Raw genomic sequence first — 13,911 nt, 5'->3', positions numbered from 1 at the left:
TTATGGCAGATTATAAAGAAGAATCACGGAAAAACTGGGGCACAAAAGCTAACGTAGGTGTAACGCGTGAACAAATTCAATTAGGTGCAATCCTTAGAATAGCAGATGCAACTGAAGCAATGGCTAAAAATCACGTCAAATTACAACTGGACTATGATTATATGATTGCTAACAGAAACAGCTGGAAAGCAGAAGCTGAGGCTCTTAAAAGATCAAATGCTTCTCTCAAAGGTGTTATCACAAAACTGAAAAAGAAATTACCATAACATTATGGCACAACTAGGATATACTTGGTACCCACAAGACTGGTGGACCAGCGAAACGTTTAAAAGGCTCAAAAGATTTCCGATGGTACGTTACACCATCCGGGAACTTTTTGACCTGATGTACAAGGAAGGCAAGCCTATCAAAATGAATAGAGATTATCTGTATGATGATTTCAATATCGAATTATCCGATGCTGAATATGATAAGCTTCTCGAATTTATTACAATCACAGATGATGGTTTATGGTGGATTGATTCAATTCGAAAACGAATAAATAAAGCTGAAGCCGCTCGCCAAAATGGGACAAAAGGAGGTCGTCCAAAGTCAGAAAAAAGTATCAAAAATCAAGCAATTTCAGAAACCCAAAAACCCAGCGAAAAAACCCAAGCACAAAACCCAAGAAACCCACCTTCTGAAAGAGAAAGAGAAAGTAAAAGAGAAATAGAAAGTAAAAAGAAAGTAAAAGATGAAGTTGAAATAAAAAATAACGACATCAACAACTACTACGACATCGCAAAAGTTTCTCTCAAAAACAACAAACGAATTATCGAACTCGCAGCAATGCAAAACAAAATCGAAATTCCAAAAGTGGTTAATCTCATCGATGATTTTTTGATTCAAAAAATTGCAATTAACGAACGTTGGCATAACGACACAAAAATGAATCAGAATTTCCTGATGTGGATTCCTAAAATTTTACAAGCCGAAAAAGTAAATCTGAAAATTCAAGACAATGGACCAAAAGATATCTTCAGAAACCGATAAACAAAATCCACCTCGAAAAACTGCAATTCTCGAAATGCTTTTGAAAGTCGATAAAGATCATCCACTCGTGAAAAAATACGAAGAGCAAAACGCAGAATATCTCAAAAACCTCCAAAGTCAGATTTCAGCGTTGGAGAAAAAAAACAAAGATATTTTCCCTTTGCCGGAACTAAAACCAATCGATGTGGAGAGTTTCTACCAACGTTTTCTCGAAGCTTTCCAATTTTTCAACGGGAAACCCTTCGACGAAAATATCAACGGCGGCGAAGGCAGAAAACTAGCGAGAACGCTTTGCGCTTACCTCATCGGGAAAAAGTCTTTTTTGAAATCTCCACTTCTCAATCACCAGGTTTCAGTTCCAAGTCTGGAAAAAGGAATTTTGATGATCGGCGGCAAAGGAATTGGTAAAACTTCCATCGTCAAAACTTTCAATGAGATGTTGAAGTATTCCAGAAATCCCAATTACAAACCGCTAACGGTCCAAGATATCGAAGGTACTCATCAAATTCTATCACGCTACAAAATTGCATTCGGATTTCATACCTGCAACGATGTTGTTGATCATTACGAAAGTTGTGGAACCGCTGAAGAAAGAGAAGTTTTCAACCGGAAATACAACAATGGTTTCAAGTATTTCGACGACATTATGACCGAAGAAATTGCCAGCAACTACGGCAAAAAAGATATATTCCGGACAATCTTCGAAAAGAGATACTCCAATCAAGCGAGAACAATGCTGAGTATGAATTATCACGATGAGAACGAAGGCAAAGAAAAGAATCTTGCAAAGACCTTAACCGCTTTCAGTAACCGTTACGGTGATCGTGTTTTTGACAGATCTTTCGAAATGTACAACGTAATCGAACTGAAAGGTGAAAGTTTAAGAAAGTAGAAATTTTACGGAAAACCGTAATAAAAACTCAACAATAATATTAAAATTTGAACAATGAAAAATTTCATCACAGAATGCGTGCTTCTCAAAAGCACAGACAAACAAACAATCATCCTCGGAGTTTTCATCTGGATTGATTTAATCGCACTGATCATCCTTCTGATCCTAACCTACAACGAAATTTATATTTTCTAGAACGTGATGAACTGGAATAAAGAACTTCTCAAAAAGCTGGAAAAGGAAGGCAAAATAAAAAGCGCTACCATTCCGCCGCGTCCGAAAAACAGAATCCAGATTCCGAAAGAAATCGGGCAATACAAACTTCACATCATCGATATCCTGAAAAGATCAGGATTAAATTTCGAATCTGAAGTGAAATTCGATGAGGTCCGGGAATTTCGTTTTGATTGGGCAATCCCATCTCTCAAATTAGCTATCGAGTACGAAGGTATTTTCTCTGAGAAGTCAGGCCATACCACCCTATCCGGATACTCGAAAGATGTGATCAAATACAACCTGGCAACCTTGAACGGCTGGAAACTACTCCGTTACACCGCCGATAATTATCTCAACATCGAAGGAGATTTAAAAAAAATAAAAAATTTGTGAATCAAAACGTACATTGTACGTATTTTTTATTACATTTGTGGCATTATATGTCTCTTTTATGAGCAGAACACCTAGAACTACAAGACTTGAGAAAGAAAAAAGATTAGCAGAAATCCGAAAGTGGCTTATTGATGAGCTTCCTAGTTACATCATTTCAGAGCGGATTGAAAAGAAGTATGGATTATCGAAAAGACAAGGTGATAGATATGTTTTGGAAGCTTCAGTACATTGGAAAGAGAAGGTAGATAAAGACTTTGTTACGAAATTAAATAACAGAATTGATAGCCTCAAAAATGATATTCAGAACCTCAACGCCAAGGAGAAGAAAACCTCCAAAGGAATCAGGACTATTCTCGCCATCAAAAAAGAGATTTCCAGATTAGAAGGTTTGCACCCAGTGAAAAAGATCCAGCATTCCGGCGATAAGGATAATCCAGTTGTCGTAAATACAACTTCTTTCAGGACCGAACAAGATGAAGCAGATTTCAAAGAGTTCGTATCAAAAAAATATAATTTTAAAACTTAAATCAAAGCACGTTTCGACAGGTCAGTAAATTCGAAACATTCAATCAACAAATTTTTTCAATCTGTCAGAGAAGAAGTTAAACGTGCTTTTAAAATATAATCGGGGGAGTAGCTCAGTAGTAAGAGCAAATCTGGTAGTAAGGTCGCGCCAATGACAACTAAAACAGATGAGGTCAGCGGTTCAAATCCGTTCTTCTCCACAAACATTTTTTGAAAAGGATTATTTCAGTAGAAAACGGATTGATCATCTGGTCTGCAGCTGAAGATAGAAACTGAAATAATCCGCTGATGCGTATTTCGTCCAAAGGTAGGATAACGGTCTCCAAAACCGTTGATCTAGGTTCGAATCCTAGAATGCGTGCAATGCAGGTTAAACTACGGGAAATTGTGCTGCGTTAGGATTCTCTCATTTGAATAATTTGAGTTTTCATGGTTATTAGTTTTTTACCCGGCTGACTTTCGTCGGTCGGGTTTTTTAAAAGCATCCAAAATGACAAAACAAGAACTTCAAGCAGATAAAAGACAGACAGTATTCGGCTGTCTTATTACATTTTCATTGGCATTTATTCTAGTGGCTGCAGGTGCAATCACTGGAATAATGTTTTATAAAATCTTCTACCTGTAAACTTGAATGTCAGAAGTAAAATCAAAGTCGGTCCGAAAATCTCCCAGGGATATCCTCCGGGAAATTGTTCTATCATCATTTGAAAACTTCATATACTACATTCAAAAGGAACACTTCAATTATAAACCAAATCTTTATCCATATCAAATCAGAATAGTTGAAGATCTTGAAAAGGTTTTAAAGGGCGAAATAACGCGAGAAATCATCAACCTCCCACCAAGGTATAGAAAAACTGAAATAGCTGTCAAAATGTTTATCGCTTACGCCCTAGCAAAGAATCCGAAAGCAAAGTTCATTCACGTGTCCTACTCTACCAAGTTGGCGCTTGATAATTCAGAAGCAATTAAAGACATTGTAACCAGTGAAGCTTATCAATATCTTTTTCCTGAAGTCCAGATAAAAAAGGATTCCAAAGCAAAAGAGAAATGGTACACAACTGAAGGCGGCGGTGTTTATGCAACCTCATCTGGTGGTCAGATTACAGGTTTCGGAGCTGGAAGTTCCGTTGAAGAATATGATGATGATGAGAGTGATGAAGAATTGGAAGACATTGATGATGGTATAGAGGAATTTATTCCAGTCAATCCAGAAGATCAAAATTCAGTATTCAATTACATTTTCGGCGGCGCCATCGTCATCGATGATGCAAACAAACCAGAAGATGCTTGGAGTAAATTAATGTTGAGTAGAGTAAATGAAAGGTTTGACGGTACCATTAAAAACCGTGTTAACTCAAGATATACTCCGATCATAAACATCCAGCAGCGAATATCTAAGAACGATCTTAGTTCACACCTCATAAAGTCTGGAGGTTGGAATCTTTTAAAATTGAAAGCTCTGGATGAAGCCGGAAAACCTCTATGTAGTAAGATCCACACGCGCGCTGAATTACTGCAGCTGAAGAAAGAAAATGAGAATATCTTCAATAGCCAATATCAGCAAGAACCGCAAGAAGCCGAAGGTTTAATGTATGAACTCACTAAAGTAGATAAATTCGAAAAGCGTGGATTATCAATTGCGGCGTGTGATCCAGCTGATGATGGACAGTGTTACATCGCTTCAATTTTCGCATACATCTACGACAATACTATTTGGGTCCACGACGTAGTGTATAATCAAGATGGCAGCGAGAATACAATCCCTGAGAATATTAGGAAAGCAAAACTTCATAAACCTTATGCATTTTGGTTTGAAAAGGATGGTCTAGGATCAATCTATGCTAAACAGGTAAAGCAAAAATATACACTAGTTAGGACCTTCAACGCCAAAGGAAATAAGGATGCCAGGATCTTCGATAAAGCTTATCTCGTCTCTAAGCATTTCCGGTTCCTGAATATATCACCAAATCAAGAATATGAAAATGCAGTCAATAATCTAGGATCCTACGAAAAGAAAGCAGAAAACAATGAGATAAAAGATTTCGCAGATATCTGCACCTCACTAATGGACATAGCAATTAAAAATCAACTTATAAATATCTACAAAGACTGATGGCAGAAATAAAACTCCTTTGCAAGCCGTGTGGAAATCCTCTAGGAACATATGAGGATAATAAAATAATATTCAAAAGTATGAAGGCACTCTCACAGATTGAGACGAATTTAAGTACTGGAGAATCTGATATTAAATGCCATTGTTGTCACAATTGGAATACGATTGATAGGTCCGGAAAGATTACTATCAATCAAAAGAAGAAAGCTCAAGAACATTTGTATAACTACTCAAACAGATCAAGATGAGAAATATTGATTATCTGGAAATATTTGCGTGGTCAATTTTACCAATCATAACTGGAATATATTGCATTGTAGCGATTTATTTATTTGAAAAAAAGAATTAATTATGAAAGCATTTTTAGACATTGAAACTGGAGGATTCTCCTTAAGCAAAAACGGAGTTTGTGAAATCGCCGTTGTGATCACCGATAATAGTTTGGTCCCGGTCGCAGAATATCAATCACTCATCAAACCGTATTACAGAGAATGTGGTATTGAGCTGGTTTCATACAAAGATGATGCGATGGGCGTAAATGGTATTTCAATATCGGACCTGGAATCTAAAGGTCTTGACATTTGTGACGTGATCGGAAACGTTATTGACCTTCTCAAAAATCATAATACTGAAATCATCATCGGTCACAACTCATCAACTTTCGATATTCCACGAATAAAGTATCTATGCTCAAGATTTCATACTGAAAAAACATTCTTCGATTCGATCCCTTTGGATGATACAATGAAGATCGCAAAAGGGTTTTTGAGACTTCCATCCTACTCGCTTCCAAATCTTTGCACTCATTACGGAATTGTAAACCAGAAGGTGCATTCCGCATTAGGTGATACTTATGCTACTATTGAACCTTATAAAAGATTGATAGGATAAAAGCACTTTGAATTAATTTTTTCTATCCAGAAGATGACAGACTAAAAGAAATATTACGAGACAAACTTCAAAATCCCATTCTATAGATCGTAGTGGCGGAACAATATCTTTTGGGTCAACTAGAAATATTATCATTATTTATTTCGTTAGATGTCCTATTATTAAAATCCATATCATTTTTATAAACAACACTTAAAATATTATTTTTATCATCTTCATTTAATGCTGCTGCTGACAATGAATAACTATTACTTTTTAATTTTTCATTAACGTCTTTTATTGAAAGAGTTCTCATCAAATTATAATTAATATATTTTGGATATGGAGAATCTGTATTTATTTCTAAAATTCTATCTCCATTATCAAAACTTATCATTAAAGCATTAGTGCTAGTACTTTGATTAAATCTAATTTCTTTTTGAACATCGATTACGTTCTGGGAATCTCTTAGAATTTCTTGGAATTTATCAGCTCTAAAATTCACATCGTTTAATTGAGAATTTTTATTTTCAATTGATATTTTAAGATCTTGATTTTCTCTAATTATTTGATTATTATCTATTTGCTTTTCATTTAGTTCATTTCTTAATTTATCAATTTCTTTATTGTGTTTTGTTTGAAGATCCGAAATATTTTTCAGTAAAGCGGATTGTTCATCTAGAGCACGCATATTATTCTCAGAATCTCTTGAACGTTGTTCCGAAATAATCTTATCTTTCTCATCTATTGTATTTTTTAATTCATCAATGTATTTATTGTGTTCAGTACTTTCTCTAGCGTTTTTTATTGCAGTTTGTTGTTCGTCAATTGCAATTGCAATATCTCTCTCACGTTCTATTTTATCTACAAATTCAACCTTCTTAAAATTTGCTCTATTCTTAACAGATTTTTTCAAGAACCATTCATTAGCTTGGTTTAGATATGGAACTCCGAATAAATAAACTATAGTCACTCCAAATGGATATAAGAAAGTATGAAATAAGTCTGAATGATGAATCGAAATTTGTTTAATCTTATATTCCACGTTCCCTTTCGAAAAAACAAAAAACATTATAGCTTTCCAGTTAAAGATGATCCACGAGATTGAGAATGCAGTTATGTAAGGATTTTTAAAACGATCTAGAATGATATCTGAAGTATCAGCAAGAATCTTAGATGCTTGATCAATTAGTTTTTCCATAGAATATTAGTTTCGGTAAAAATAATCAAAAAAAAGCGATGCATAATGCACCGCTTTATATTTATTGTGGAAGGCAATAACAAAATCGAACTCCACTTGAGTTAACATACCTGCACCACCTACAACCTCCAACGCTATAACAATACATATCAGTTTGCATATAACAACTAGGGTATGAGTTTTTGTTTACATAATCTAAAATTATATCTTTATCCTCATCCGAAATTTCAGTTGATTCTTTTATACAATTGATATATTCATTCTGAGTCATAGGAACTAAATATTTTTTGCCTTCAAAACTTTGTTCCTTGAAACCAAAAGGAGATACTACAATAGGTAAATCATTTCCTTTTTCTAATCCCTCTAATAAGTCATTTTCAATTTTAGTCATGGTGTTATTATTTTAATTATTTTTCAATAAAATTAAAAATAAAATTCTAACATCCAGAATAATATCATTATTATTCTTAAAAAAAATTTCACTTAAAAATAAAACCTCTGTTTATAATTGTTTATACAGTCTTCTTGTCTCAAGAACTATTTTTATTAAAATAAATCATTGCATATCAAAAATTTATTACATTTGTAAAAATAAATACTCGATCACGGCAATTATGAAATAAGTTTCTTTAAAAATTTATTTGAAAGAAATACTCCAACATTTTCTAAACAGGAAAATGGACTTTCTTTTCTACATAATAGCAGCTCTCCACTTTTCCAAGCGATCACATCGTCATCCTGGGAAAACATTCAGCAAAATTTCTACACACGACTCTCACAGGCAATTGATCCAATCGATAGCACTATCACTTTTTATGGTGAAGTACTTTCATCTGGGATCCTAAAATCCAAAAACAATAAAGGTGATGATGTCACTGAATCTGATGACCTCATCAAGCTTCTAAGAAATCCAAATTCAAATCAGAATTTCGGACAGTTCATCGAAGAATGGTTGTACTATCATTACTCCCACGGCTGGAACTATATTGTACCTCAAAATAAGTCTGTAGGCTTTGAATCAAAACTCAATTCAGGAACTCAATTATTTAATTGCGATCCAGACTTTATTGACTGGAATAGTCTCTATTCATTCGTTTTCAATTTCTTTTCTAAAAATGACGAGCTGCACTTTAGTTATCGTCCACTTGGTTTTAGTAGAATCAAGTACTCAAACGTAATTCCATATTTCGACGTTCGCCAAAACCCGGAGAAACCATACATAGGTATTTCCCGGCTTCTCGCGTTGAAACAAAACATACAGAACTACTCTTTAGCCGGTCAGGCTAAAGAGAATATGATCAAACGATCAGGTTCTCAAATTGTTTCTTTAGATGTTAAGACATTCGATGATTTTGGTCTGGATGGTGAAGTTGGTACCGGCGAAAATGATAAAGATGGGAATCCAATTACCACTACTCACAAAAAGAAGCTTGAACAAGAATTAAGGGATACGGGAATCGGAAACAACTCTTTAGGAGTGGCGTTCTCTACTCTCCCACTCAAAGCATTCTCATTATCTGATGGACTTGAAAAGCTGGATTATGATAAGTTGGCCGTGGAAGATGCTCGTGTGATTGTAAATAAATACAATCTACCTAAAGAATTCCAAAACCTTACACTAGAATCTGCAAAGTTCGCGAATCGCCAGATGGCAATGATCGAAGTGATTCAAAATATCATTCAGCCTTTAGCACAAAACTTCTGCGAGAAAATTCAAACATTCTTTAAATGGGAAAATACAATCTATATCGATTACTCACATCTTCCGGTCTTTGCAGAAAATGAAAAAACGAAGATTGAAACGACCAAATTAAAACTTGATTTACTTATTCAATTATTCGATAAGAAACTAATTACTCACGAAGAATTAACTGCAAAAATCAACGAATATGGAATCATCTGATAGAGATAAAGATCTCGACCAAATTAAGAAGTTGGCAAAGAAAAACAATGATGATAAACTTCTTAAGGAAGTGAAAAAAAGAAAAGAAAATTCAAATGTCTGTAAAGATGGAAATAAAAAAATTTAACAACCCAAAGGACCAAGTTAAATGGCTGATGGATAATCAAGCATTGATCAAGGCACAAAGAAGAAATGAGAGTAAAAAAACTGACGGGATGTCTTTTGGTTTTACCTCATTTGCTCTCAATTCTAAAGGCGAAAGATTAAAAGCTGAAGATTTAGAATCCGACAAAGAAATAATAGAAAAGGGAGTTCTTAAAGTCAAATGTATCATCAATGCCACTAATATATTAGATTCTCATTGTGATCTTCACGTTCCTGGCATATGGAAAAAATCCCTTTCAGAAAAAAAGCTGATTTATCTATGTCAAGAACACGATCTTTCTTTCAAGGGTATTATTTCAGATGAAGTTAAAGCTTACACCCAAACCTTCACTTTTACTGAATTAGGATTTCCAAATTATGATGGTGATTGTGAATGTTTAGTTTTCGATGCTACCATTCACAAAGATCGAAACGAGTATATGTACAATCAATATCTGAAAGGTTTTGTTAGAAATCATTCAGTCAAAATGGGATATGTAAAAGAATATTTCTGTGTGCGTGATGAGTATGCTAGTGGAGATGCAAGTTATACTCAGTATGTTGAAAATTGGAATAAGTTCGCTCCAATGTGCGTAAACATAGAAGATCTTGATACTGTCAATTACTTCTGGGCTGTTACTGAGGCTAAGATTAGAGATGAAGGAAGCGCTGTAGTAAAAGGCAGTTGCTTCACAACTCCAGTTATTGAATTGTCTGACAATGATGATGACGAAGATGACGACGAAAACGAAGATACTCAAGCCGACGATAAGTCACTTGATGAAAATAAAACCGAGCCGGATACTTCCACTCAAAAAAGCTATTACTCAAGTTTAATTTTTTAACAAATCAAAAAAATGAAAAAATTTAAAGTTTTTTTAAAATCAAAAAACGTAACTGAAGATGCTTTCAAAGCAATGGAAGCATCAAAACAGGCAGAACTGCACTCTGAATTTCTTAGTGAAATGGGTGATGAAATCGATACGAAAGCATCGGCTGAAGCTCTGGAAGCAATCAAAACCGAACTAGAAGCCGAAAAGGCGACAAAAGACGATTTGATTACCAAACTCGAAGATCTTACAGCAATTGTAAAAACTCAAGGTGAAGTGATCAAAGATACTCAAAACAATCCTGACAATGCTGGTTTTGGCATTGCTAAAGGTCTGAAAGACGAGTTGGAAACAATCCACAAATCTAGTGGAGATGGTACTTTAAATGGAAAAGTAACGATCAAAGCCGATACAATTGGTGTAAATGCAAATGCTGGAGCAGGTATCGCAGGTACAATTTCCATTATCGGAAATTACTTTGCACAGCTTATTCCGGGTATCGCAAAAAAGCCGGTTCCTAAATCAAACATCCTTGATGAAATTGATATGTTGCCGCTTAATGCTGATCGTCTAGTTTCAATCTCAGAAACTTCTACAGTGAATATCGCCGTTACAGCTGAAGGTGCTGTAAAACCTGAATCCACTGTAGTTTGGGCCGCTATCGATGAACCAGCTGAAGCAGTTGCTACAATCTGGAAAACAACTACCAAAATGAGAAGATTCTTTGCAATGTTTGTGACGTCGTTCCTGAATACTTTGCAGTCTTATTTCGATAAGGTTCTTCCAGCTTTGGTAATTGCTAAAATCAAAGCAAATGCTACTGCATTTACACCGGTTCCAGCACAAGCAGTTCACCCAAACCCGAACAACTATGATGCTATTATCGCGGTCATTGCATCGTTGGTAAAGTTAGGATACACTCCGAATTCTGCGAGAATGTCTGTATATGCCTGGGAGAATCTTAAAACAATGAAAGCTGATGATGGACATTATATGCTAGAAAACAAAGGCAGCATCAACCTCCTAAACAACTCAATAGATTTCGGTGATGATATCTCCGTAAAAATTAGAACTGATGTTGAATTAGGAAACGATGATTTAATAGTCGGCGATTTCAAAACATCTGTCAAAGCTGGTCTTGATACGGCTACAGATTACACAGAATTCTATTCTGGCAATGATGGTAACAAAAACTTATTGTCTCACAGATTAGAGAAATTCTTTGCTGTAATCATCCCGGTTGCTACCAGAACTGGAATTATTTCAGATACGTTCACCAATATCAAAGCAGGTATCACAGCTGACTAATTCAGCTGTGATACCAAATCAAAAGTGTAAATCAAATTTTAATTAATTCTAAAACAACAATACAATGGCTGGAACAGAAGATACACCAGAAGTTAAAGTGGACACAAAAAAAGGTGGTCCCAAATCATTAGCCGATGTCTATAACGGATATCAGGAAAAAGCAAAGAAAGCTGCTGACAAAGTTCACAAAATCGACTTGACAAAGATGTACAATGTTGAATTTTTCGGCGATTTCCGCGGCTTTAAAAAAGGTCAAAAGCTTACAAATATTTCTCAAGTGATGAGAGATCTTTATGTAAGCAACGGAGTTGCAAAAGAGTTTACTCCAAAAGTAGACACTGATCTAGAAGACTAATCAAAAAATAACCAGATATGCTTTTCACAGACTTAACATTTTTTAAAAACGAACCACTTAAAATATCTAACATCGATGAGATGGGTGATATCGCGTTGGAGGTTTCGAAATTTATTTTTTCCTGTGAAAAGCAATGTCTGGTTTTGGTTTTTGGTCAAGAACTTTATAATGAGTTGGAAGAATGCTTTGATGATGAAAATAATCTTAAAGAAGATACTCCGGATCATTTGAAATGGTTGATCGAAGGCAATTCCTACGAGGTTACAGTTGGTGATGTAGTAAAGAAAAAAGAATGGAAAGGTATCGTACAAAAGGATGCTTTCAAATTCAATGGTGCCGATGTCGAATTGAAATCTTCTTTCATTGCAGATTACATATATTATCATTTTATGTTCAATAACAGGACCTCTACTACAGGAGTTGGTCAGGTTATTTTGACCGCTGCCAATTCATTCACTGTATCAGGATTTCCGAAACGTATTGATGCTTACAATGCTTTCCAGATGAAAGTTGTAGGAGGTTTGAAAAATCAAACTTCTCTGTATGAGTTTTTAAGAGATCACAAAGACGATTTCCCAACGTGGAAACCTTCCCATATCAAACCTAAAAACAAATTCTAATGCAACCGATTGAGAAAGCCTTGAACAATGTTTTTAATGATTTAGGAAATCAGTATAAACTTCCAGTTGGAGAATATTTGAATAGTGATTTTGGTGAAGTCTTAAAGATCAAGAACCCTTATCATATGCAAACTCCAGCAAAAGTGAAATTTGCATTCGGAACCGAAAAAGAACTTAATATCTGGCTTCAAGGAAAAAAAGAAAAATATCCTTTAGCCTGGTTAATTTATCCGGTTACGGAAAGTTCTGATAACACTCCTAAAAAGTTATACACGTACAAATCATTAAAAATCATTTTTGCTATCAATAACGATTCTGAAAAGTTGGTCCAGACTAGAGTTCAGACTACAAGATTTATCCTTGATCAGATCATTGAAAAGTTTTGTAAGCTGATGACTCAAGGTAAATTCAAGAAATATATTTGGATGGATAAGAATAATTCTCACAGTCAGAAATTTTTTCCAAATTATTCTGTGAATTCTCAACAAGACAGTGGACAAGTTGATATATGGGATGCAATCATCTTTGAATGCGACATATATTTTAAGCCTGACTGTATGCCTAAAAATAATTAATCAAAAAAATAAAAACAAAATAATGATCCAGATAGATACATTAAATTGTGGGAAAAGCACTATCGGAACCTGGTTCAACGGGTGCGACGTTTCCCTGAAGGATGTTGTAAAAACATTCTTGAAGAAAAAAGGCTTAAAGATTTCATTAACAGATGGAGTTTTTGATGCTGAGGCGCGAGCTGAGTTCATTAAATCAGGTCAGCTAATCGCATTAAATGATATGCTTGAGTTCACTGATGCAGCTGCCAAAAACAACGTTCAAACATTTGCTAACAAGATCAAAAAAACCATTTCACAAGGTCTTTTTGAGTTCACATTAAGTTTTGAAGAAAACAAATGTCTTTTGGCAAATTGGCACAAATTGGCAAAACAAAAGGGTTGGGAAATTCTTCTTCTAGATTCTGAGGATAAACTATTCTTTGATAATAAGGATGAGATGTTGAATGGATTTAGCGTTAGTGATATTTCCGTAAACAATCCAACTTTCAATGATGGAGGTTCTAAAATCTCAATGTTTACAGTTGACATCCAATTGGATCAAAACGGAACTGCAGGATTTAATACTAGACGAAGCTTCTTAGTTGATGATAGTTTGATTGATGTCAATGGTATTCAAGATGTAACCATTTTGAAAGTTTCTCAAGCAGCTGCAGCCGTAAAAGTTCAATTGGTTTCAGGATGTGACAATTCATCTCAAGTTTCCGGATTAGCTCAGAAATTTAGAGTGAGAAAAGCTTCTGATAATTCAGTTGTTGCATCAGTTGTGACCGAAATTAATGGAGAATATAACATTCCGATCGCGGCGGCTAATGGAGATTACTTAGTTGATCTTTACGATTCAGCCGATGAGACTAATGTTGTCGATATTCTTGATGAAGCATTCTACCAATCGAATGTTTTGCAATTGACTTTTCCATAATCCATTAACATT

General features: G+C 34.9%; 19 protein-coding genes and 2 tRNA genes. 19 read left to right on the top strand and 2 right to left on the bottom strand.

The window, feature by feature from the left end:
* Positions 1-2 precede the first annotated feature (2 nt).
* The 11 genes from PQ459_10215 to PQ459_10165 all read left to right on the top strand — a co-directional run bounded on the left by PQ459_10215 (position 3) and on the right by PQ459_10165 (position 6,065).
* On the top strand, positions 3-266 hold the full coding sequence (locus PQ459_10215) for a hypothetical protein (protein ID WDF45270.1): 264 nt from the start codon (positions 3-5) through the stop codon (positions 264-266).
* 4 nt (positions 267-270) lie between these two features.
* The gene (locus tag PQ459_10210) at positions 271-1,032 is read left to right on the top strand and encodes a hypothetical protein (GenBank protein WDF45269.1); all 762 of its coding nucleotides are present in this window, start codon (positions 271-273) and stop codon (positions 1,030-1,032) included.
* Positions 1,001-1,924 (top strand): hypothetical protein, encoded by a 924-nt coding sequence (locus tag PQ459_10205; GenBank protein WDF45268.1) that lies wholly within the window; start codon positions 1,001-1,003, stop codon positions 1,922-1,924. The genes PQ459_10210 and PQ459_10205 overlap by 32 nt, the downstream gene beginning before the upstream one ends.
* A gap of 54 nt (positions 1,925-1,978) precedes the next feature.
* A complete protein-coding gene (locus tag PQ459_10200; GenBank protein WDF45267.1) occupies positions 1,979-2,119 on the top strand; it encodes a hypothetical protein in 141 nt (46 codons plus the stop codon).
* 6 nt (positions 2,120-2,125) lie between these two features.
* Positions 2,126-2,533: a hypothetical protein gene (locus PQ459_10195; protein WDF45266.1), complete on the top strand. Its 408-nt coding sequence runs from the start codon at positions 2,126-2,128 to the stop codon at positions 2,531-2,533.
* A 58-nt stretch (positions 2,534-2,591) separates the two neighbouring features.
* Positions 2,592-3,059, top strand: a complete 468-nt coding sequence (locus PQ459_10190; GenBank protein ID WDF45265.1) for a hypothetical protein — start codon at positions 2,592-2,594, stop codon at positions 3,057-3,059.
* Between the two features lie 101 nt (positions 3,060-3,160).
* Positions 3,161-3,258: transfer RNA gene (locus tag PQ459_10185), tRNA-OTHER, on the top strand.
* 90 nt (positions 3,259-3,348) lie between these two features.
* Positions 3,349-3,419 (top strand) — tRNA-Trp (locus PQ459_10180).
* A 129-nt stretch (positions 3,420-3,548) separates the two neighbouring features.
* Positions 3,549-3,683 (top strand): hypothetical protein, encoded by a 135-nt coding sequence (locus PQ459_10175; GenBank protein ID WDF45264.1) that lies wholly within the window; start codon positions 3,549-3,551, stop codon positions 3,681-3,683.
* Between the two features lie 6 nt (positions 3,684-3,689).
* Entirely contained in the window at positions 3,690-5,174 is a 1,485-nt protein-coding gene (locus PQ459_10170; GenBank protein ID WDF45263.1) for a hypothetical protein, read from the top strand.
* A gap of 351 nt (positions 5,175-5,525) precedes the next feature.
* Positions 5,526-6,065 (top strand): 3'-5' exonuclease, encoded by a 540-nt coding sequence (locus PQ459_10165; protein WDF45262.1) that lies wholly within the window; start codon positions 5,526-5,528, stop codon positions 6,063-6,065.
* 115 nt (positions 6,066-6,180) lie between these two features.
* Here PQ459_10165 and PQ459_10160 read toward each other — a convergent pair whose 3' ends face one another.
* Together PQ459_10160 and PQ459_10155 are read right to left on the bottom strand one after the other, a co-directional pair.
* Entirely contained in the window at positions 6,181-7,245 is a 1,065-nt protein-coding gene (locus tag PQ459_10160) for a hypothetical protein (protein ID WDF45261.1), read from the bottom strand.
* A 61-nt stretch (positions 7,246-7,306) separates the two neighbouring features.
* A complete protein-coding gene (locus PQ459_10155) occupies positions 7,307-7,636 on the bottom strand; it encodes a hypothetical protein (GenBank protein WDF45260.1) in 330 nt (109 codons plus the stop codon).
* 447 nt (positions 7,637-8,083) lie between these two features.
* On the opposite strand from PQ459_10155, the gene PQ459_10150 reads away from it, so the two are divergent.
* The 8 genes from PQ459_10150 (at position 8,084) to PQ459_10115 (ending at position 13,899) form a co-directional block, all read left to right on the top strand.
* The gene (locus PQ459_10150) at positions 8,084-9,148 is read left to right on the top strand and encodes a phage portal protein (GenBank protein WDF48715.1); all 1,065 of its coding nucleotides are present in this window, start codon (positions 8,084-8,086) and stop codon (positions 9,146-9,148) included.
* The gene (locus PQ459_10145; GenBank protein ID WDF45259.1) at positions 9,135-9,275 is read left to right on the top strand and encodes a hypothetical protein; all 141 of its coding nucleotides are present in this window, start codon (positions 9,135-9,137) and stop codon (positions 9,273-9,275) included. The genes PQ459_10150 and PQ459_10145 overlap by 14 nt, the downstream gene beginning before the upstream one ends.
* On the top strand, positions 9,256-10,137 hold the full coding sequence (locus PQ459_10140) for a hypothetical protein (protein WDF45258.1): 882 nt from the start codon (positions 9,256-9,258) through the stop codon (positions 10,135-10,137). The genes PQ459_10145 and PQ459_10140 overlap by 20 nt, the downstream gene beginning before the upstream one ends.
* Before the next feature lie 12 nt (positions 10,138-10,149).
* A complete protein-coding gene (locus PQ459_10135; protein WDF45257.1) occupies positions 10,150-11,430 on the top strand; it encodes a hypothetical protein in 1,281 nt (426 codons plus the stop codon).
* Between the two features lie 64 nt (positions 11,431-11,494).
* Entirely contained in the window at positions 11,495-11,785 is a 291-nt protein-coding gene (locus tag PQ459_10130) for a hypothetical protein (GenBank protein ID WDF45256.1), read from the top strand.
* Positions 11,786-11,802: 17 nt separating this feature from the next.
* Positions 11,803-12,405, top strand: a complete 603-nt coding sequence (locus tag PQ459_10125) for a hypothetical protein (protein WDF45255.1) — start codon at positions 11,803-11,805, stop codon at positions 12,403-12,405.
* Complete coding sequence (locus PQ459_10120; protein WDF45254.1) at positions 12,405-12,980, top strand: hypothetical protein; 576 nt, start codon at positions 12,405-12,407, stop codon at positions 12,978-12,980. The genes PQ459_10125 and PQ459_10120 overlap by 1 nt, the downstream gene beginning before the upstream one ends.
* Positions 12,981-13,002: 22 nt before the next feature.
* Complete coding sequence (locus PQ459_10115; GenBank protein ID WDF45253.1) at positions 13,003-13,899, top strand: hypothetical protein; 897 nt, start codon at positions 13,003-13,005, stop codon at positions 13,897-13,899.
* The last annotated feature ends 12 nt before the right edge of the window (positions 13,900-13,911 follow it).

Origin of the sequence: Chryseobacterium sp. KACC 21268, from assembly GCA_028736075.1 — a bacterium.
GTDB lineage: Bacteria > Bacteroidota > Bacteroidia > Flavobacteriales > Weeksellaceae > Epilithonimonas.
The sequence above is the reverse complement of the archived record's forward strand: the minus strand, read 5'-3'. Positions and strand labels throughout refer to the sequence as shown.

Coding starts and splice junctions, on each gene's coding strand:
- PQ459_10215 (WDF45270.1), top strand. CDS start 3: ATGGCAGATTATAAAGAAGAATCACGGAAAAACTGGGGCACAAAAGCT.
- PQ459_10210 (WDF45269.1), top strand. CDS start 271: ATGGCACAACTAGGATATACTTGGTACCCACAAGACTGGTGGACCAGC.
- PQ459_10205 (WDF45268.1), top strand. CDS start 1,001: ATGGACCAAAAGATATCTTCAGAAACCGATAAACAAAATCCACCTCGA.
- PQ459_10200 (WDF45267.1), top strand. CDS start 1,979: ATGAAAAATTTCATCACAGAATGCGTGCTTCTCAAAAGCACAGACAAA.
- PQ459_10195 (WDF45266.1), top strand. CDS start 2,126: ATGAACTGGAATAAAGAACTTCTCAAAAAGCTGGAAAAGGAAGGCAAA.
- PQ459_10190 (WDF45265.1), top strand. CDS start 2,592: ATGAGCAGAACACCTAGAACTACAAGACTTGAGAAAGAAAAAAGATTA.
- PQ459_10175 (WDF45264.1), top strand. CDS start 3,549: ATGACAAAACAAGAACTTCAAGCAGATAAAAGACAGACAGTATTCGGC.
- PQ459_10170 (WDF45263.1), top strand. CDS start 3,690: ATGTCAGAAGTAAAATCAAAGTCGGTCCGAAAATCTCCCAGGGATATC.
- PQ459_10165 (WDF45262.1), top strand. CDS start 5,526: ATGAAAGCATTTTTAGACATTGAAACTGGAGGATTCTCCTTAAGCAAA.
- PQ459_10160 (WDF45261.1), bottom strand. CDS start 7,245: ATGGAAAAACTAATTGATCAAGCATCTAAGATTCTTGCTGATACTTCA.
- PQ459_10155 (WDF45260.1), bottom strand. CDS start 7,636: ATGACTAAAATTGAAAATGACTTATTAGAGGGATTAGAAAAAGGAAAT.
- PQ459_10145 (WDF45259.1), top strand. CDS start 9,135: ATGGAATCATCTGATAGAGATAAAGATCTCGACCAAATTAAGAAGTTG.
- PQ459_10140 (WDF45258.1), top strand. CDS start 9,256: ATGGAAATAAAAAAATTTAACAACCCAAAGGACCAAGTTAAATGGCTG.
- PQ459_10135 (WDF45257.1), top strand. CDS start 10,150: ATGAAAAAATTTAAAGTTTTTTTAAAATCAAAAAACGTAACTGAAGAT.
- PQ459_10130 (WDF45256.1), top strand. CDS start 11,495: ATGGCTGGAACAGAAGATACACCAGAAGTTAAAGTGGACACAAAAAAA.
- PQ459_10125 (WDF45255.1), top strand. CDS start 11,803: ATGCTTTTCACAGACTTAACATTTTTTAAAAACGAACCACTTAAAATA.
- PQ459_10120 (WDF45254.1), top strand. CDS start 12,405: ATGCAACCGATTGAGAAAGCCTTGAACAATGTTTTTAATGATTTAGGA.
- PQ459_10115 (WDF45253.1), top strand. CDS start 13,003: ATGATCCAGATAGATACATTAAATTGTGGGAAAAGCACTATCGGAACC.